The sequence below is a fragment of the Aliivibrio finisterrensis genome, from assembly GCF_008933155.1.
GTDB classification, from domain to species: domain Bacteria; phylum Pseudomonadota; class Gammaproteobacteria; order Enterobacterales; family Vibrionaceae; genus Aliivibrio; species Aliivibrio finisterrensis.
In genome coordinates this window covers 91722-112016 of record NZ_WBVP01000006.1, presented here as the reverse complement: position 1 = coordinate 112016, position 20295 = coordinate 91722, and the positions used below count along the sequence as shown (strand labels likewise).

Here is a 20295-nt window from a genome sequence, read left to right as displayed (position 1 = left end):
TTTTTCTATGACGCTTCTATTCTTTGGCCTGTCATCATTTCTGCTTTGTCTGCGTGAATATGCTGCGAGTTGAAACCATCATGTAATCGATAGTAACGTTGGTAAATTAATCCACTCACTGTCATAAGTATCGCCGGAACACCTGCCATCATAAAGTGAAGTCCCATGATAGTTTCTGCTGATTGCGCTACGTTTGGAATGTAACCTACAATCGATAACCCCATACCAACGATAAAGCCACCTGCTGCACCTGCAAATTTCACAAGCATTGTTTGAACTGAGAAAATAACACTCTCACTGCGGCGGCCGGTTTTATATTCACCGTAATCAACCACATCCGCTAGCATTACGGTTTGCAAAGCATTTGCAATGCCCACACCAAACTTAATTGCTGCACCAGCACAACCAATTAATAAAGCATTACCAGGAGAAACAATACCCATAACAATTAGAAGCACACAAGACACTACAGGGAAACCACACGCCATTAACCATAAATATTTACGAGGGAAAAGTGTCGCTAAGCGCGGGAACAAAAAGACGCCAGCCACTTCAGCAATACCTGCAACCATCATATAAATCGGAAATAGTTCAGGATTACCCAACGCGTAAGTGAAGTAGTAAATAGCAAAACCGCCGACTAATAAATTCGCAATTTGAAAAGATAATACCGTACCAATCAACGCTTTTAATTGATCGTTTTTACCAATGATAATCAGTACATCTTTAAAGCTAAATTTCTCTGCTTTAACGCTTGTTTCTCGAACTGGTTCTTTTACATTACGAGCAATTAAGAAGGCACTTAATACAAATAAAACCGCAATTAGCATCGCAACATTGAAGAAACCATCACCTTGGTTGCCTTTGCCTAACTCACCCACAATATGTAGGCCATAAGTGCCGGTAATAAACCATGCAAGGCTTGCAAACAAGCGAGGCCATACCACCAGTTTTTCACGCTCTTGACGAGAGTTTGATAGCGCAGGGATCATTGACCAGTAAGGAATATCCATAATGGTGTAAGTTAAACCCCAAAGGATATAAGCGGCTGCTGCATAAATGTATAACGTAGTGCCTTCAAACATGTGTGTACTAAAAAGACCAACAAGTACGATTGCATTTAAGAGTGTGCCAATCACAATCCAAGGGCGAAACTTACCAAATTTAGAACGAGTATTATCAACAATAACGCCCATCATCGGATCAGTAATAGCATCAATAATACGGGCAGCTAAAAAGATCGTTCCCACAAACGCCGCAGATAAGCCCGCCACGTCGGTAAAATAAAACATTAAAAATATATAAATCGGCGCACAGGCAAAATCTTTTCCTAATGCACCAAGACCGTAAGAAAGTTTAGTTTGTAGAGTAATTTTTTCAGACATCTTATATTCCTTTCCGATGGTGGAAGTTCTCTTTTTAACTAGAGATTCATTCCTACTTAATTGATGATGCCATGCTACCCACTCCGTAACTATTATTCCGTGACCAAAAACCACTTTATGGAAACGTTTCCAGTTATATTCCAAAAATGAGATCTTAACGCTGATCTACCCCATCTTGTTATTTTTAAAGATAAAAAAAGCCTTTATTTAAATGCAAATAAATTACAAATAAACAAAGGCTTACCTAGCACATGACGCTTTATTGTTAGCGTTTACAGTTTTTTTAATTTGATTAACATAGCACTTTCAGCATCTAGAATGGGCATAGTCAGCCCCACGTCTTCGCACCATTCACCTGATAACTGGCAATCGGATTCTGTCCAAAAAGGCTGATAATTTACAATCTCATTATAATTGGCGGGTTTATCTAAAATGCTCACCTGATATATCGCACTACGATCTAAGCCGGGAATACGTAAATGTCCACTTAGCGAATTGGTTGGCATTGCTAATTGTGCCAACAAAACGATGGCTTCAGAGTGATCATTCGCCACTACCGCATGAATTTGATGTGCCTCATCATCCGATGGAATTCGCCATGTTCGACCTGTATGCAATAACGGGCGTAATGTTTTATGCAATTGAATGTAGCGCTCAAACCCTTGTTTTTCCTCTTGCAGCTCTTTAACCGGATCAAGCTCAATACCCATGTGTCCGAATATCGCCGTTAACCCTCTAAACTCAATGCTATGGCGACGACGAGTGCTGTGACAATGGCTTGAACCAATGTGACTGCCCATCACTTCAGGAGGGAAGAAATAACTCATGCCTCGTTGAATACGTTGTCGCTCTAACGCGTCATTATTATCCGATGGCCAAAAACGATGCGTACGCTTTAACACTTCAAAATCAATACGCCCTCCCCCTGCCGCACATGATTCAATATCAACCTTTGGATGTGCCGTACGGATCTTATCGACCAATTGATAGTAACGTACCACTTGTTGATGCCCTGCAGCATGACCATTATGAGCTGGCTGCACCACCTCACGGTTCATGTCCCATTTAATATAATCAATGGCATATTGGGTTAAGAAATGATCTAATCGTTCATAAAGATAGTTAAACGCGTCACCATTTTGCAGGTTAATAACGTATTGGTTACGTCCTGTTGGCTGATCATAACCTTCAACTGCCAGTAACCAATCTGGGTGTTGACGATATAAATCAGAATCTTTATTGATCATTTCAGGTTCAAACCAGAGACCAAACTCCATTCCTAATTCGCGTACATGATCAATAATTGGTGCTAATCCATTTGGGTATTTATCTGCATCTAAAAACCAATCTCCCAACGCGGCTTTATCGCCATTTCGACCTTTGAACCAACCATCATCAATAATGAAACGCTCGACGCCCATTTGAGCCGATTGCGTTGCCATTTCCATAATGTAGTCAGGATCATGCTCAAAATAGATCCCTTCCCACGTATTAAGGTGAATTGGTCGTGCCGTATTTATGATTTGCTTATCAAGAATTGATTCTCTGACATGAGAGTGAAATTGATGACTCATGCCATTCAATCCTTGATTACTGTAACTTGCATATAACCACGGTGTTGTTAATTCCTCACCTTGTTGCAAGCTAATTTCACCCGGAAGATATATCACTTCGGCCTGCATATAACGACGGCCATCGGCTTTTACATCAACACGCAAACGGTGATTACCACTCCATGCAAAATGAAATCCATACACATCGCCTTGCATTTCATCAAAGTGACGGGTGCCTGCAACTAATGCCGGGTAATGCTCATGAGAGGTACGTCCACGACGGTTTTCTTGTTGGTATCCACCTTGTTGTAATGGCTGACGAACCGTTTGAAATTCATGAATCCAGCGACCGTAATACGTCATTAGCTCCGCAGCACGAACGGGTAACGGTAAGGTATTTGCTAATCGATTAACTTGGTAAGGTGTTGATTTTATATTAATAAGAGAGTGACGCGTTTTGATTACATCTTGTTTATCTAAACTCAGCTCCGTTATCATTCGTAATCCAGCAAGTGCATCTTCACTTGTTAGAGTGACGCTGTGTGCATTTGACTCAACCTCTGTGATGACAAATACAGGAGCCCAATCCGCACCATTGCGATGCCCTTCAAGGCATGGACTGCTGAATACGCCTCGGCCTAACTCTGGCGCCAGCGTCATTGCGACATCATTATCCAAACGACCGTAAGGAACTGGACGCAAAAGTGAAGAACAGAAAGAAGTGATATCACCACTTACAGGCTTCCCCCAATGTAGGATCTCTGCACATTCACCAACGTCAATAATCACTTGGCTATTTGTACCCGTTAATACAATGATTTCTTTTTGCGTCATGAGATAAACCGTAAGCAGTTTTAATTGCCCTCTATAATAAAGAAAAAAATGAATCTTTCTGTGAATCACCGCAAATTATGGAAACGTTTACAGAAAATAAAATTTCACTTTAAACCCAGTAAATCGGATAAGAAACAGATAAAACAAGGCATTAAATGTGACAAAGATCACAATTAACACGATAGAAAGGAAGATAAATTAAAAATGACGACTCCATCATGTAAACGTTTCCAGAAATTATTTACACTGCCTTCATATTAGTGCGAAGGGTAACGATTTCCCCCTTTTGTTGCTCATTTCGCACTCTCATTAAATCAGTACGTAGGAATATCACGATGGAATTTTCAGCCATTTTGCAACGACGCGATTGGGAAAACCCACAGTCGGTTAATATTCATTGCTTAAAAGCACACAGTCCATTAGCCAGCTTTCGCTCTCTTGCTGACGCACAAGAAAATCAGCGTTCTCAACGCACTTCATTAAACGGACAATGGAAATTTCACTTATTTTCGGCACCAGAAACTGTCAATGGTGAATTCATTCAACCTGAATTTGATGATACGACATGGAATGACATTACCGTGCCTTCAAATTGGCAACTTCAGGGTTATGACAAACCTATTTATGCCAATGTAAAATACCCATTTGATGTCAATCCTCCTTATGTTCCACAAGAGAACCCAACAGGTTGCTACCGAACAACGCTGTCATTAACAGAAGAAAATCTTACAGAAACACAGCGTATTATTTTTGATGGCGTTAATTCGGCTTTTCATTTGTGGTGTAATGGTGTGTGGATAGGTTATAGCCAAGACAGCCGTTTACCTACTGAATTTGACCTAACAGAGCACCTTCATGTTGGTAGCAATACCTTATCTGTCATGGTGATCCGTTGGAGTGATGGCAGCTATTTAGAAGATCAGGACATGTGGTGGCTAAGTGGAATATTCCGCGATGTCACTTTATTATCAAAACCAAAACAGTGCATTGAAGACGTATTTATTACCCCTGATTTAGATGCCTGTTATCGTGATGGCAGCTTATCGATTGTCACGACCATTAATGCTCCAGTGACATCACAAATTCAAACTCAGCTTTTTGATGAAAACGGTGCCGTTACTGATCCTATCATCGCTTCGCCACATAACCGACGCATTGATGAGCGTGGCTCGTACGATAATGTTATTTTTCAAACACTGTCCGTTCGTGATCCAAAAAAATGGACCGCTGAAACACCAAATCTATACCGCCTTGTTGTTTCATTATTAGACGAAGACGGACAACATATTGAAAGTGAAGCCTATCACGTTGGTTTTCGTAAAGTCGAAATCCACGATAGTCAGCTAAAGCTAAATGGCCAGCCTTTGTTGATCCGTGGCGTAAACCGTCATGAGCACCACCCAGAGCTTGGACATGTCATGACAGAAGAAGACATGATCCGCGATATCTGTTTGATGAAACAATACAATTTTAATGCCGTACGTACCGCACACTACCCTAACCACCCTCGATGGTATGAACTGTGTGATCAATACGGTTTGTATGTGTGTGATGAAGCCAATATTGAAACGCATGGCATGATCCCAATGAACCGCTTATCAACCGATCCTCAGTGGGCCCACGCCTACATGAGTCGTTATACACAAATGGTGATGCGAGATAAAAACCACGCCTCTATTATTTTATGGTCGCTGGGTAATGAATCAGGCCATGGCAGTACTCACAATGCGATGTACGCTTGGTCAAAACAGTTTGATCCCTCTCGTCCTGTGCAATACGAAGGCGGTGGCGCAAATAGCACAGCTACTGACATCATTTGCCCAATGTACGCCCGTGTAGATACCACCATTGAAGATGAAGCTGTTCCGAAATGGCCTATAAAAAAATGGGTTTCATTACCTAATGAACAACGCCCATTGATCTTATGTGAATACGCACATGCGATGGGAAATAGCCTAGGTAGTTTTGATGACTATTGGAAAGCCTTCCGCGAATACCCTCGCCTTCAAGGTGGTTTCATTTGGGATTGGGTTGATCAAGGGATCACTCAACACGATGAAAATGGACAACACTTCTGGGCTTATGGTGGTGATTTTGGTGATGTCATTAATGATCGTCAATTCTGTATTAATGGATTGATGTTCCCAGACAGAACACCACACCCCACGCTAGAAGAAGCAAAATATAGCCAACGAATGATCAACATTGAATTGATAAATCAAACATCAAATCAATGCACTTTACGCATTCATAATGAGCACCTTTTCCGTGCGGCTGATAATGAAGTATTGCAATGGCGTTTATTAGAAAATGGCGTTGCTGTATTAACCGGTGATCACGTATTAAGTATCGAGGCTAACGATAACGAAACCGTTAATCTAGACCTTGCATTCACCACAAAACCACAAGCGCAGTACCACTTATCCATCGATGTGACGTTACTCAGCGATACGCCATGGGCATCCACAGGTCATGTGATGACAACTGAGCAGTTTGTATTAACCAATCCAAATGGGTTAATGCTTCCTGCTACCAATGCTCTTATTGCTCCTTTATTAACAGAAGATGACAATCACATATTTATTACCAGTCATAACGAAGTGCATCAATGGCAATTAAACCGTGCGACGGGTCTTCTAACTGATTGGCAAGTCAACGGTGAGCCTCAGTTTTTAGCATCACCAAAAGATAACTTTTTCCGTGCGCCATTAGATAATGACATTGGTGTGAGTGAAGTCGATTTTGTCGACCCAAATGCGTGGGTATGTCGCTGGGAAGAAGCCGGTATAGGTCACTGGAAGCAAGAGTGTATAAAGAGTCATGCCAATGTCTCATCTGATTCTGTTCTGGTGAGTTCAACGTTTGCATACCAACACAACAATCAAATTCAAGCACTCTCTGTTTGGAATTATACCTTCTGTGATGATGGTGAAATGTCGCTTGATATCTCAGTAACATTGGCAGATCACTTACCACCAATGCCACGTATTGGGCTAGAGCTAGAGTTGCCACTAAAACATAATAATACCAACATTTCATGGAAAGGATTAGGGCCATTTGAGAACTACCCTGACCGCTTAGCCGCTGCCCGTTTTGGTCACTACACTCAATCATTAGAAACGATGCATACACCGTATATTTTCCCGACAGACAGTGGGTTACGCTGCGATACTAAGTGGTTGCAAGCAGGTAATATTGAAATTATGGGAGACTATCAATTCAATGTCAGTCGATACAGCTTAGCTCAACTAACAAAAGCCAAACACACTAATGATTTGTATGAAGAAGATAAGGTCTATTTACGAATCGATCATAAGCACATGGGCGTTGGCGGCGATGACTCATGGAGCCCAAGTGTTCATAAGGAATATCAGTTGACCGATAAATCTTACCGTTATCAATTAAGTTTTAAACCTAAAACGCAGTAAACTCACTACTCTCAAATCAAATCCTCAGAATCGCCGTTCTGAGGATTTTTTTTGTTTTTCTTATCGCGATGTTAATTACATTGCTTTATTTAAAGATAAAATCCTTTATATTAAACAAGTTACTTCAAAACAAACCAATACCCCCTACAGCACAAATAAGAATAAGAGATTTCTATGGCGACCATTAAAGACGTAGCAAAAGAAGCAGGCGTATCGATTGCAACGACATCACGAGTCATCAACAATGCCCCACACACCAGTGAGAAAGCGATTGTTGCAGTCAAAAAAGCCATGGAAACCTTAGGTTATCGCCCAAATTCAAACGCTCGTGCTTTAGTAAGTAAAACATCAAATACCATTGGCGTGTTAGTAAATGACGTTTCTGCTCCTTTCTTTGGCTCTATGGTAAAAGCCATTGATACGGTTGCTAACGAACAAGGAAAACAGGTTCTTATTGGTAATGGGTATCATGATGCAACCAAAGAAAAAAACGCCATTGATTTACTAATTAATAGCCGTTGTGAATCATTAGTGGTGCACAGTAAAGGGTTAAGTAATGACGTTCTGATTAAATTAGCGGATGAAGTTCCAGGAATGGTTCTTATTAATCGCTTTATTCCTGAAATTTCCTCTCGCTGCATTGCACTTGATAATTACAAGGGCTCTTACCTTGCAACAGAGCACTTGATCCGCCAAGGGCACCAACACATCGGTTATATCTGCTCAAGTCATGAGATTGATGATGCTTATGATCGTAAAGCCGGTTACTTACAAGCATTAGAAGATAATGATATTAAAATAAAAGAAGAATATATTGAATATGGCGAACCCGATGAAGAAGGCGGAGAACAAGCCGTAATCAATTTGATTGCTAAGAACACCCCCATTACAGCTATCGCTACTTATAACGATTATATGGCGGCAGGATGTATGGCATTATTGCAAGAAAACGGAATTCGTATCCCTGAAGACATGTCAGTCATTGGTTTTGATGATGGTCATATTGCTCGCTATATTTATCCTCGATTAACGACTATCCGTTATCCTATCCAAATCATGGCAAACCAAGCGGTAAACTTATCTCTCAAGTTAGCCAGTCGCGATACAGAAGAACAAACAGAGCATAAATTATTTATTCCAATTTTAGTTCGTCGCTCTTCTGTTGGTTGTATTTCATCGAAATAAAAACCATTAAGCCAACAAACCCAAAAGATTTTCGATAAAATGCGACGATTGTTTCTAAATACTAAAAGTTTTACTAAATTAGTTATAATTTGAGTATCGTAGCAAGTGTTAATTCAGTACTATAACTACAGAACAAATAACAAGACGTTTTGGCTGGAGGATGAATGGCAACGTTAAAGGAAATAGCCAGCGAAGCTGAAGTTTCATTGGCAACGGTATCTCGTGTATTAAATGAAGATCCAACACTAAGTGTAAAAGAAGAAACCAAGCGACGTATTTTCGAGATAGCAGAAAAGCTTGAGTACAAAACCAGCTCGACCCGTAAACTGGCCAGTGCTTTACCTCAAGTAGCAAAAGAACAACTGCACTTCCTTGCTTTATATAATTACAAACAAGAAACTGAAGTGAATGATCCTTACTACCTTGCGATTCGTCATGGTATTGAAACTCAATGTGATAAATTTGATATCACATTAACCAACAGTTATGAAAGCAGCCTAGAGATAAAGAACCCAAAGGTAGATGGTATTTTACTGGTTGGTCGTCAAACAAAAGAACAACTAAAAGCAATTCAAAAGATCAGCAAAAACATTGTTTATATTGATTATACCGATCACGATCAAAACTTTGATTCTGTCGATATTGATCTTGCTCGTATCAGTAAAGAAGTCATCAACTACTTCATGAACCAAGGTTACCAACGCATTGGTTTTATTGGTGGTCAAGATGATATTGATTGTTCTGATATTCGTGAAGAAGTGTTTGCAGAATACGGCCAACTAAAAGGCGTGGTTTCAGAATCCGATCTCTACCGTGGTGATTTCTCAAGTTCATCAGGTTATAAACTGGCTAAAGCAATGCTAGAAACCGACCATGCAAATGCGCTGTTTATTGCTTCAGACTCTATAGCTATTGGTGTATTGCGTGCGATTCATGAAAAAGGGTTACGCATTCCTGAAGACATAGCTTTAATCAGTGTCAATGACATACCCACTGCCAAGTTTACCTTCCCGTCACTCTCTACCGTTCGCATTCATTCAGAGCTAATGGGAAGCCAAGGTGTTAACTTATTGCTTGAACGCCGTCGTGATGAGCGAGTGATCCCTGTTCGTGTGTATATTCCAAGTAAATTACGCTTGCGTGATACCACTAAAAAATAACTAAAAACTTTTTTTATTTTAATAAAAGCAGCGTTTATCACGCTGCTTTTTTTGCACCTAAATTTTAACGATTTACTCTACTCTTTTCTATTTCTGCACAATACACCATCACTTCACGATTATTTTATCTATTTATTAATCAATTAAGGTTAATGAATTGTTTCTACAACTCTTATTAACGTTACCAAGCTCACAAAGCTCAGTTCAATATGTGACCAAGTTAAAAGTAAAACAATTTACCGATTTGTTTTACTAAAACTTTAGTTAATATCTTTTACCAGAGAGTTATTAATTACCTATTTATAAGAACTATCGGCATCGTCCGGGAGGCTACACGTGAACAATTGGGAAAACTTCTTCCGCCTTAATGAAAACAGAATGGCACCGCGTGCTTACTTTTTCTCATACGATTCAGTTCAGTCTGCAAAGACATTCCAACGTGAATTAAGCAGCCACTACCAGTTATTAAGTGGCCAATGGAATTTCAACTTCTTCACTAACCCACTGCTTGTACCTGATGAGTTCTACTCTGAGCACATGAACGATTGGGGCAAGATTACCGTTCCAAACATGTGGCAAATGGAAGGTCATGGCGATCTTCAATACACCGATGAAGGCTTTCCTTTTCCTATCGATGTTCCTTTTGTACCAAGTGACAACCCTACTGGCGCTTATCAACGAACCTTCACGTTAGGCGAAACTTGGAACAACAAACAAACCATTATTAAATTTGATGGCGTAGAAACTTACTTTGAAGTGTACGTAAACGGTAGCTACGTTGGTTTTAGTAAAGGTAGCCGTTTAACTGCTGAATTTGATATCTCTGAATTTGCACAACAAGGTGAAAACCTGCTTTCTGTTCGTGTCATGCAATGGGCTGACTCCACTTACATTGAAGACCAAGACATGTGGTGGACTGGCGGTATCTTCCGGGATGTTTACCTCGTTGGTAAAGAGCAAGTTCATGTTCAAGACATTACCATTCGCACTGATTTTGATGCAAATTACCAAAGCGCGACACTGTCTTGCAAGGCAGAGTTAGAAAACCTAACAAATAACTCAGCATCTAATTATTCACTTGAATATGCACTGTTTGATGGTAAGTCTGTTGTTTCTGAGGGTACCGTAAATTCACTCACTTTTGATGCAAACCATAGTGTAGAGATCAAGATTGATCTGGAAAACCCAACGCATTGGACGGCAGAAAATCCTTACCTGTACCAACTTATCCTGACTCTAAAAGATGAGAATGGTAAAACATTAGAAATCATCCCGAACCGTGTTGGTTTCCGTGACATTAAAGTGCGCGATGGTCTGTTCTACATCAATAACAAATACGTCATGCTTCATGGTGTGAACCGTCACGATAACGATCACCTAAAGGGTCGCGCTGTCGGCATGGATCGTGTTGAGAAAGACATCGTTTTGATGAAGCAACACAACATCAACTCGGTACGTACTGCTCACTACCCTAATGACCCACGCTTTTATGAACTGTGTGACGTTTACGGTCTGTTTGTTATGGGTGAAACTGATGTAGAAACGCACGGCTTTGCTAACGTCGGTGATTTAAGCCGCATCACCAATGATCCTGCATGGGAACACGTATTTGTCGAGCGTATTGAGCGTCATATTCATGCTCAGAAAAACCACTCTTCTATCATCATGTGGTCGCTAGGTAATGAATCAGGCTACGGCTGTAACATCAAATCAATGTACGATGCAGCAAAAGCAATTGATGACACGCGTCTGGTTCATTATGAAGAAGATCGTGATGCTGAAGTCGTTGATATCATCAGTACTATGTACTCTCGTGCTCAACTAATGAATGCCTTTGGTGAGCATCCGCACAATAAACCACGCATCATTTGTGAATACGCACACGCAATGGGTAATGGTCCTGGAGGGTTAACTGAATACCAAAACGTGTTCTACAAACATGACTCAATTCAAGGGCATTACGTTTGGGAATGGTGTGATCACGGCATCCTAGCGAAAGACGAAAACGGCACTGAATTCTTAAAGTACGGTGGCGATTACGGCGATTATCCAAACAACTACAACTTCTGTATGGATGGTTTGGTTTACTCGGATCAAACTCCAGGCCCAGGCTTAAAAGAATACAAGCAAGTTATCGCACCGGTTAAGATCCAAGCTAAAGATGCAGCAAACGGCATTTTCACGGTAGATAACAAACTATGGTTCTCAAATCTTGATGACTACACCATTACCGCTGAGATACGTGCAGAAGGCGAAACACTGCAAAGCACAACATTCAAAGTAGAAGGCTTAACTGAAAACTCAAGCCGTGATATTGAAATCACACTACCAGAATTGGATGGACGAGAAACATTCGTTAATTTCACAGTACGTAAAGATTCTCGCACTCTGTATAGCGAAGCGAATCACGATATTGCAGTTTATCAAGTTCAGTTAAAAGAAAACACAGAGCAGCTTCCAGTGTTCTCTAACAGTAATACAATCGCTCTTGATATCACAGCATCTCGTTTAGATTATGTGGTAAAAGGGTTGAACTTTGCGCTTACTTTCTCAAAAGTGAACGGTAAATTAACCTCATGGGTTGTAAACGGTGATGAGTTAATTGCCAGCGCACCTAAACTGAACTTCTTCAAACCAATGGTGGATAACCATAAGCAAGAGCATGAAGGTCTATGGGAGCCTGCACACCTTCAAATCATGCAAGAGCACTTCCGCTCTATCGACCTTGATGCCTCAAACGGTAAAGCCATTTTCACGGTAACCAGCATTATTGCGCCACCTGTGTTTGATTTTGGTATGCGTTGTACTTACGTTTATGAAATCAATAAAGAAGGTCAGCTAAACATTCAGTTATCTGGGGAGCGTTACGGTGATTACCCTCATGTTATCCCTGTGATTGGTTTAGATCTTGGCATCAATAATGAGTTTGACCAAGTTCAATACTACGGTCGTGGCCCAGAAGAGAACTATCAAGACAGCCAACAAGCAAACATGATTGATGTATACCAAACAACGGTAGCGAATATGTTTGAGAACTACCCGTTCCCACAAAACAACGGTAACCGTCAGCACGTTCGTTGGGCATCGCTAGCCAATCGTCACGGTTCTGGTCTATTTGTTAAGCCTGATCAAGAGATTAACTTTAGCGCTTGGTTCTACACGAGCCAAAACATTCATGAAGCACAGCACACGATTGAACTTGAGAAGAGTGGTTACATCACCCTAAATCTTGACCACAAACTGATGGGCTTAGGCTCAAACTCTTGGGGCTCTGAGGTGTTGGATTCATACCGTGTTTACATGGATAAATTCCAATACGCACTGACTTTGGTTCCATTTCAACAAGGTGGCTGTTCACCAAAAACATTGGCGAATCACACATTCATCTCAAACACAGCATTCACTTCAAAAACAACAATTGAAGGCGGAGAAAAGTAATGATCATTTTAGACAACCTAGAACAATTTAAAATGGTATATCGTGACGGCCGTAAATGGAACCGTTGTGTTGAAGCGATTGAAAACATTGGCAACCTAAGAGATGGGATCATGTATTCAATTGGTGATTCTCTGGTGTACATGATTGAAGATGGCGTGGCTAAAAACACAGAAACCTTTGTTGGTAACCGCCGATACTTTGATATTCATTACTACCTAGAAGGCCGTGAAACCGTAGAGGTTGCAAATAAGTCTGAACTAGAAAGCGTGCAAGCGTATTCAGATGAAACCGACCGTGAGCATCTAAACGGTAATGGGCAAATACACCAACTATGTGAAGGTCAAGTCGCGGTATTTGATAACAGCAAAACCTACAAATTCCATGGCGATAGTCGTGTTCGTAAAGTGGTTCTAAAAGTCACTATCGAAGATGGCTACTTCCTGAATAAATAAGTAATACCTGAAATAAAAAACTATGAGAGGGGTTGGATCTTAACCGACCAAACCCCTCCTACCCTACAATATGTGATTCATCGGAGTACCTTATGTCTACATCAACTCGTGGCACGATAGGCAAGTTCGCCTTACTGTCTATGACTTTTGCTGCAGTTTATAGCTTCAATAATATCATCAATAATAATATTGAGATCGGGCTATCCTCTGCACCTATGTTCTTCCTTGCAACCCTGTTCTATTTTGTTCCATTTTGTTTAATCGTTGCCGAATTTGTATCTCTTAATAAAAATTCCGAAGCCGGTGTTTATGCATGGGTAAAAAGTTCGCTCGGTGGTCGCTGGGCATTTATTACCGCGTATACTTATTGGTTTGTTAACCTATTCTTCTTCACCTCTTTACTACCAAGAATCATTGCTTATGCGTCTTATGCTTTCTTGGGGTTCGAGTACATATTTACACCATTAACCACGGCGGTATTAAGTACCCTACTGTTTGCGGTAGCGACTCATGTATCAAACAATGGTGCGAAATTACTAGGTCCAATTACCTCTTTAACCTCATCATTAATGCTTCTACTTACTCTGTCTTACATTTTATTATCAGGCGGCGCGTTAATTGGCGGTATTGAGCCAGCAGACCCAATCACTATTGAAGCAATGACTCCATCATTTAACTGGGCGTTCCTTGGTGTAATTACGTGGATCTTCATGGCTGCGGGTGGTGCAGAATCAGTTGCAGTTTATGTAAACGACATCAAAGGCGGTCACAAATCTTTCGTAAAAGTGATCATCATTGCAGGTATCTTTATCGGTGTGCTTTATTCTGTCGGTTCAATTGTTGCTAACGTCTTTGTCTCTCGTGAAGAGCTGAAATTTACCGGTGGTTCGGTTCAAGTATTTGAAGGTATGGCAAGACACTTTGGCCTTTCTGAAATCATCATGAACCGCTTTGTAGGTATTGTATCGTTTACCGCAATGCTTGGTTCATTACTGATGTGGACAGCAACACCGGTTAAGATCTTCTTCTCTGAAATTCCAAAAGGTATTTTTGGTGAAAAAACAGTAGCACTAAACAAACAAGGTGTTCCGGTACGTGCGGCCTGGATTCAGTTCTTAATCGTTATTCCACTAATGTTCATTCCTACATTAGCGTCTGATACAGTACAAGATTTAATGAGCACCATCATTAACATGACTGCGGCAGCCTCTATGCTTCCACCACTGTTCATCATGATTGCGTACTTAAACTTACGTATAAAATTGGATCACCTAGAGCGTGACTTTAGAATGGGCTCTCGCCTTACAGGTATCACTGTGGTTTCAATTCTGATTGGTATCTTCACAGTTGGTTTCTTTGCATCAACCTTCCCTACAGGTGCTGATATCATGACGATTATCTTCTACAACGTCGGTGGTATTGTTATCTTCCTTGGTTATGCATGGTGGAAATACAGCCAATACGAAAAATCATTATCTAAAGAAGAACGAATTGAAGAAGCAAAACCTGCTGTTCAATAATTAAAGAAACTACATAACTGAAGCGCCCGTCATGGGCGCTTTTTTTTGTCTAAAATAAAAACAATACCAGAGTAGATCACCATCACAGTTTGCTGTTTCCTTAATCTCTATTTAATGACATACCTCACAGTAACTTTTAGTAAATTTTACTACTATAATTTCACTAAAAGTTACCTAAAATTGTTAACTAAAATGATAAACTCATAATCCAAACGCAAACACATAGGGATACATTATTATGTCTGATTCTTTACGAGGGACAATTGGCAAGTTTGCCTTACTGTCGATGACAATGGCGGCGGTATTTAACGTTCGTAACATTGTTAATAACAACATCGAGCTGGGACTAAGTTCTGCACCCATCTTTTTATTCGCTACTTTAGTCTACTTCATCCCATTCGTATTCATTATTGCTGAATTTGTATCAGCAAACAAAAACTCAGAATCAGGTATGTACGATTGGTTAAAACAACCTCTTGGCACTAAGATGGCTTATTTAGGTTCTTTCCTTTACTGGTTTGTAAATCTATTCTGGTTCGTCTCTCTACTTCCTAACGTAATTGCTTATGCTTCTTATGCAATGTTAGGTTATGAATACGCCTTCTCTCCTATTGTCACCTCAGTTATCTCTATTGTTTTATTTGCAGCTGCGACGCATATTTCAACCAAAGGTGCATCTTGGTTAGGTAAGATATCTGAAATGGTTGCTTATGGTGTCTTTGCTCTATTTGGTATTTACGTTATCGGAGCACTAATGGCACTAGGAGGCGATCATACTCCAGCTCAACCAATCACAATGGAAGCCATGACCCCAACGATTAACTGGGCAACACTTGGTATTATGTGTTGGATTTTCCAAGCCGCTGGTGGTGCAGAAACTGCCGCTGCTTATTTGAAAGATGTAAAAGGCGGTCAAAAGACGTTTATTAAAGTTATCATTGCCGCAGGTATCCTAATTGGTGCTATGTATGCTGTTGGCTCTTTACTTGTCAACGTATTCGTACCACGCGAAAGCCTAACCTACGCAGGCGGTATGGTTGAAATCTTTACGGGTATGGCTCAATACTTCAATATCTCTGAATCATTAGTTGGTCGCTTTGTGGGTATCGTTCTTTTCATCGCAATGTTCGGCTCTATGATGATGTGGACTGCAGCGCCTGTTAAAATTCACTTCTCTGAAATCCCTCAAGGTGTTTACGGTGAGAAAACAACAGAGCTAAACGAGCACGGTGTTCCTGTTCGCGCAGCATGGTGGCAGTTTGCTTTTGTTGTTGTGATGCTAGTTGTAAATGGCTTTGGCTCTGAATCTGTACAAGACATGATGAATACAGCAATTAACTTAACGGCTGGTACGGCAATGCTACCACCGATCTTCATTATGGTTGCTTACTTTGTTTTTCGCTTGAAGCATGATGATACTCCTCGTAATTTCCGTATGGGCTCGCGTAAAGTAGGCATGGGTGTGGTATCGGTACTTATCACTATCTTTGTGGTAAGCATGACAGCATCGGCTTTCCCAACGGGTGTTGACTTAGTAGAAGCCTTCTTCATCAATGTATTTATGACAATGGTATTCTCTGCACTTGCATACTGGTGGATCTCTCGCTTTGAAAAGAAGCAAGAAAAAGCATCTGAACTAAAAACAGCATCGGCAAAATAAGTAGAAATCAAATTAGCATTTAGTTTTCCGTACTATACCTAAAGCAAAAGGCACTGAACCCCTCACAGTGCCTTTTTAATATCTACTTTCGTTATGCTAACTGAATCACACTCCACCTTTATATCTCCTTATTAAATGAGACTGAGTTCACGGACAACTGTTCTATTTATCAATAATATCTACTGAGTCAAATTTACTAAAACTTTACTAAATCAATTATAAGAATTTAATTATGAATTTAAAGATTTCTGCACTTGCTGTTGCTACTGCCCTTTTCGCTGTGGGCTGCGCACAAACATCACCGACAGACCTTAACTCTACTGAGCTTAAAGCGGCACAATTTAAAGACGTGATTGATCGCACGGGTTCCCCTGAATATATGCGTGATTACGATTTTGATGATCACCAACGTTTTAACCCATTCTTTGACATGGGCTCTTGGCACGGTCATCTACTACCAGACAACGATGATGGTATGGGTGGTTTCCCAGGAACGGCTCTACTAACCGAAGAATACATTAATTTCATGGCAGACAATTTCGATCGCCTAAGTGTATTTAAAGATGGCAAGAAAGTTGAATTTACTATGGAAGCATACAGCCTTCCTGGTGCATTAGTGCAAGTATTAAGCTCTGATGACGTAAAAGTCGAAATGACACTACGCTTTGCAACAAACCGCACTTCTTTAGTTGAAACTAAAATCACAACCAACTCACCTGTTGAGCTTGTTTGGGATGGTGAGCTGATCGAAGGAAATCACGCAAAAGAAGAAAAATCTCAATCAGATAAAACCATTGCTGAAGCATACCCTGATTATGATCGTCGCATTGAAGCAACAGATGATGGCTTAAAAGTCACTTTTGGTGAGGTTCGTGCTACTTGGTCTCTATTAACATCAGGCGACTCTGAGTACCAAGTTCATAAATCTATTCCTACAACGACTACAGTAGATGGTTTGGGCTTTACCTCTAAAGCAAGCATTGAGCAATCCACCACGATTTATACTACATATTCTCATGTATTAACCGCTGAAGAAAACCAAGCAGAACAAGCTAAAATCATCGACATTCTAGCACATCCGAATCAATACTTAGTCGCAACAGAAAAGCGTTGGGAAGAATACCTTGATAAAGGCTTAACCAACCCAAATGCAACCCCTGAACAAGAGCGCGTTGCAGTAAAAGCAATGGAAACGCTTAATGGTAACTGGCGTGGTGCGGCTGGTGCAATGGAGTTTGACTCTGTAACACCATCTGTAACCGCCCGTTGGTTCTCAGGTAACCAAACATGGCCATGGGATACATGGAAGCAAGCGTATGCAATGGCACACTTTAACCCAGAAGTAGCCAAAGATAATATTCGCGCTATGTTTGCGTATCAAATTCAAGCAGATGATACCGTTCGTCCTTGGGATGCTGGTTTTATTCCTGATTTATTAGCCTACAACACAAGCCCTGAGCGTGGTGGTGATGGTGGTAACTGGAATGAGCGAAACACCAAACCAAGTCTTGCTGCATGGGCAGTAATGGAAGTATACAAAACCACTGAAGATAAAGCGTGGTTAGAAGAAATGTACCCTAAATTGGTTGCTTATCATGATTGGTGGTTACGTAATCGTGATAACAATGGTAACGGTGTTCCTGAGTATGGCGCTTCACGCGATAAAGCACACAATACAGACAATGGCGATATGCTGTTTACGGTTGAGCGTGGCGATAAGAAAGAAGAACTTGCTGGCCTAGATAAATACCAAGAGATCATAAAATCTGGTAACTATGACCACATTGAGATCCCTGCACAAACGGCAGCGTCTTGGGAGTCTGGTCGTGATGATGCCGCAGCCTTTGGTTTTATCGATAAAGATCAATTAGACACTTATGTTGCAAATGGTGGTAAACGCTCGGATTGGGAAGTGAAGTTCGCACAAAATCGAGATAAAGATGGCACGCTTTTAGGCTATTCTCTACTGCAAGAGTCTGTTGACCAAGCAAGCTACATGTTCAGTGACAACCAATATCTAGCTCAAATGGCTGATATCCTAGGTAAAGATACTGATGCAAAAGAGTTCCGTGAAAAAGCCGATAAGTTAGCAAGTTACATCAACACTTGTATGTTTGATGAAGGTACCGGCTTCTTCTACGATATCCGTATTGAAGACAAACCATTAGCAAACGGCTGTGCGGGTAAGCCAATTGTTGAACGTGGCAAAGGCCCTGAAGGTTGGTCACCACTCTTCAATAAAGCAGCAACCCAAGCAAATGCTGACGCTGTTGTTAAAGTGATGAAGAATACCTCTGAATTCAATACTTATATTCCACTAGGTACGGCAGCACTATCTAGCCCTGCATTTGGTCCTGATATCTATTGGCGCGGACGTGTTTGGGTTGACCAATTCTACTTTGGCCTAAAAGGCATGGAAAGCTACGGTTATCGTGACGATGCGGTTGAAATGGCAGGTGCATTCTTTGATCACGCTGATGGCCTAGTTGGTGACGGTCCTATCCGTGAAAACTACAACCCACTCACTGGCGATCAGCAAGGTGCACCAAACTTCTCTTGGAGTTCAGCTCACCTTTACATGCTTTATAATGATTTCTTCACTGCTGAAAAGTAAGCACATAAAGGCTAACAAATAAAATAAAGGGATATGATTAACGTCGTATCCCTTTTTTACTCTTTCGATTTAAAAATGTTTTGTATCGTTATTACGATTTGGCTTTTTCTTTGCAACACTCAGGCATTGCGTGGCCTGAAAGTACCAATAAACCAGCAAAAATACCTAAGTTCTTAATGAAATTCTGCATCTCATGTGCGCCTTCCAATCCTGAATAATTCCAGAAATCATGCAACGACACATTAATAACCAACACTAACCCTGCCAATAACAGAGCAACTATCCATGTAAATCGATTTGCTATTAGTAAAACGGCAGCACCAATTTGGAAGATACCCGCAAGCCCCAATAGGACTGGCACAAATGGCATGTCATGCTTTTCCATTAATTGAATATGCATATCCCACGATACAAATTTCATGATACCTGGAACTAAGAAATACAGTGCCAGAAGTACACGACCTACGGTTAGTAATAGAGTATTCATTTAATCAATCCCTATGAATTAAAGTACAGCACCATTCACTGATAATTTCACATCAATATTGCCTTTCACGGCATTTGAGTATGGACAGACTTGGTGTGCTGTTTTCACTAATTGTTGAGCTTTTTCTTCATCTAATTCTAGCGTTACTGCTAAAGCAACCGTTAACGCAAAGCCACCTGTAGTATTTGGGCCGATACCCACTTCAGCCGATACTGGAGCTTGAGTCAGCTTGATTTTCATCTCACGAGCCACGTGTAGAATCGCATTTGAGAAACACGCAGAATAACCTGCTGCAAACAGTTGCTCAGGGTTCGTTGCTTCGCCTGTGCCACCCATCTCTTTTGGATAGCTTAAAGCAAGATCAAGCATATTATCGTCAGTTGTTACTTGGCCATTACGTCCTGCTGAAGCCGTTGCTGTTGTTGTATATAACGTTGTCATAATGATGTCCTTTGATTGAATAGCACTGAGATATTTAATTGATCACAATTAAGTTGCGCGCAATTTTATTTCAGTAAGTATAAGTCGATTTAAAGATAAAAAACAAGTATATTGTGCACAATCTAGTTTTATTTTTGG

General features: G+C 40.7%; 12 protein-coding genes. 8 read left to right on the top strand and 4 right to left on the bottom strand.

From position 1 onward, the window contains the following. Window positions 1–5: 5 nt before the first annotated feature. Together melB and F8B77_RS07625 are read right to left on the bottom strand one after the other, a co-directional pair. Window positions 6–1385, bottom strand: coding sequence for a melibiose:sodium transporter MelB (melB, locus tag F8B77_RS07630; RefSeq protein WP_151654859.1), 1380 nt, complete (start codon window positions 1383–1385; stop codon window positions 6–8). Window positions 1386–1657: 272 nt separating this feature from the next. After that, complete coding sequence (locus F8B77_RS07625; RefSeq protein WP_151654858.1) at window positions 1658–3772, bottom strand: alpha-galactosidase; 2115 nt, start codon at window positions 3770–3772, stop codon at window positions 1658–1660. 335 nt (window positions 3773–4107) lie between these two features. Between F8B77_RS07625 and F8B77_RS07620 the strand changes: the two genes are divergently transcribed. The 8 genes from F8B77_RS07620 to ygjK all read left to right on the top strand — a co-directional run bounded on the left by F8B77_RS07620 (window position 4108) and on the right by ygjK (window position 19229). Then, entirely contained in the window at window positions 4108–7200 is a 3093-nt protein-coding gene (locus F8B77_RS07620; RefSeq protein ID WP_151654857.1) for a beta-galactosidase, read from the top strand. 174 nt (window positions 7201–7374) lie between these two features. Further along, window positions 7375–8385, top strand: a complete 1011-nt coding sequence (locus F8B77_RS07615) for a substrate-binding domain-containing protein (protein WP_151654856.1) — start codon at window positions 7375–7377, stop codon at window positions 8383–8385. Between the two features lie 164 nt (window positions 8386–8549). Continuing rightward, window positions 8550–9545 (top strand): transcriptional regulator EbgR, encoded by a 996-nt coding sequence (ebgR, locus tag F8B77_RS07610; RefSeq protein ID WP_130086458.1) that lies wholly within the window; start codon window positions 8550–8552, stop codon window positions 9543–9545. A 336-nt stretch (window positions 9546–9881) separates the two neighbouring features. Beyond that, window positions 9882–12983, top strand: coding sequence for a beta-galactosidase subunit alpha (gene ebgA / locus F8B77_RS07605; RefSeq protein ID WP_151654855.1), 3102 nt, complete (start codon window positions 9882–9884; stop codon window positions 12981–12983). Continuing rightward, window positions 12983–13435: a beta-galactosidase subunit beta gene (locus tag F8B77_RS07600; protein WP_151654854.1), complete on the top strand. Its 453-nt coding sequence runs from the start codon at window positions 12983–12985 to the stop codon at window positions 13433–13435. Before ebgA ends, F8B77_RS07600 begins: the two co-directional genes overlap by 1 nt. Before the next feature lie 92 nt (window positions 13436–13527). Continuing rightward, entirely contained in the window at window positions 13528–14955 is a 1428-nt protein-coding gene (locus tag F8B77_RS07595) for an amino acid permease (protein ID WP_151654853.1), read from the top strand. Between the two features lie 238 nt (window positions 14956–15193). Then, window positions 15194–16615, top strand: coding sequence for an amino acid permease (locus F8B77_RS07590; RefSeq protein WP_151654852.1), 1422 nt, complete (start codon window positions 15194–15196; stop codon window positions 16613–16615). Window positions 16616–16847: 232 nt separating this feature from the next. Then, complete coding sequence (gene ygjK, locus F8B77_RS07585) at window positions 16848–19229, top strand: alpha-glucosidase (RefSeq protein ID WP_151654851.1); 2382 nt, start codon at window positions 16848–16850, stop codon at window positions 19227–19229. A 91-nt stretch (window positions 19230–19320) separates the two neighbouring features. Here ygjK and F8B77_RS07580 read toward each other — a convergent pair whose 3' ends face one another. Both F8B77_RS07580 and ohr read right to left on the bottom strand, forming a co-directional pair. After that, window positions 19321–19716 carry a DoxX family protein gene (locus tag F8B77_RS07580; protein WP_151654850.1) on the bottom strand — a complete coding sequence of 132 codons (396 nt, stop codon included), beginning with the start codon at window positions 19714–19716 and terminating at the stop codon, window positions 19321–19323. Between the two features lie 18 nt (window positions 19717–19734). Continuing rightward, a complete protein-coding gene (gene ohr / locus F8B77_RS07575; RefSeq protein WP_151654849.1) occupies window positions 19735–20157 on the bottom strand; it encodes an organic hydroperoxide reductase Ohr in 423 nt (140 codons plus the stop codon). Between the last annotated feature and the right edge of the window lie 138 nt (window positions 20158–20295).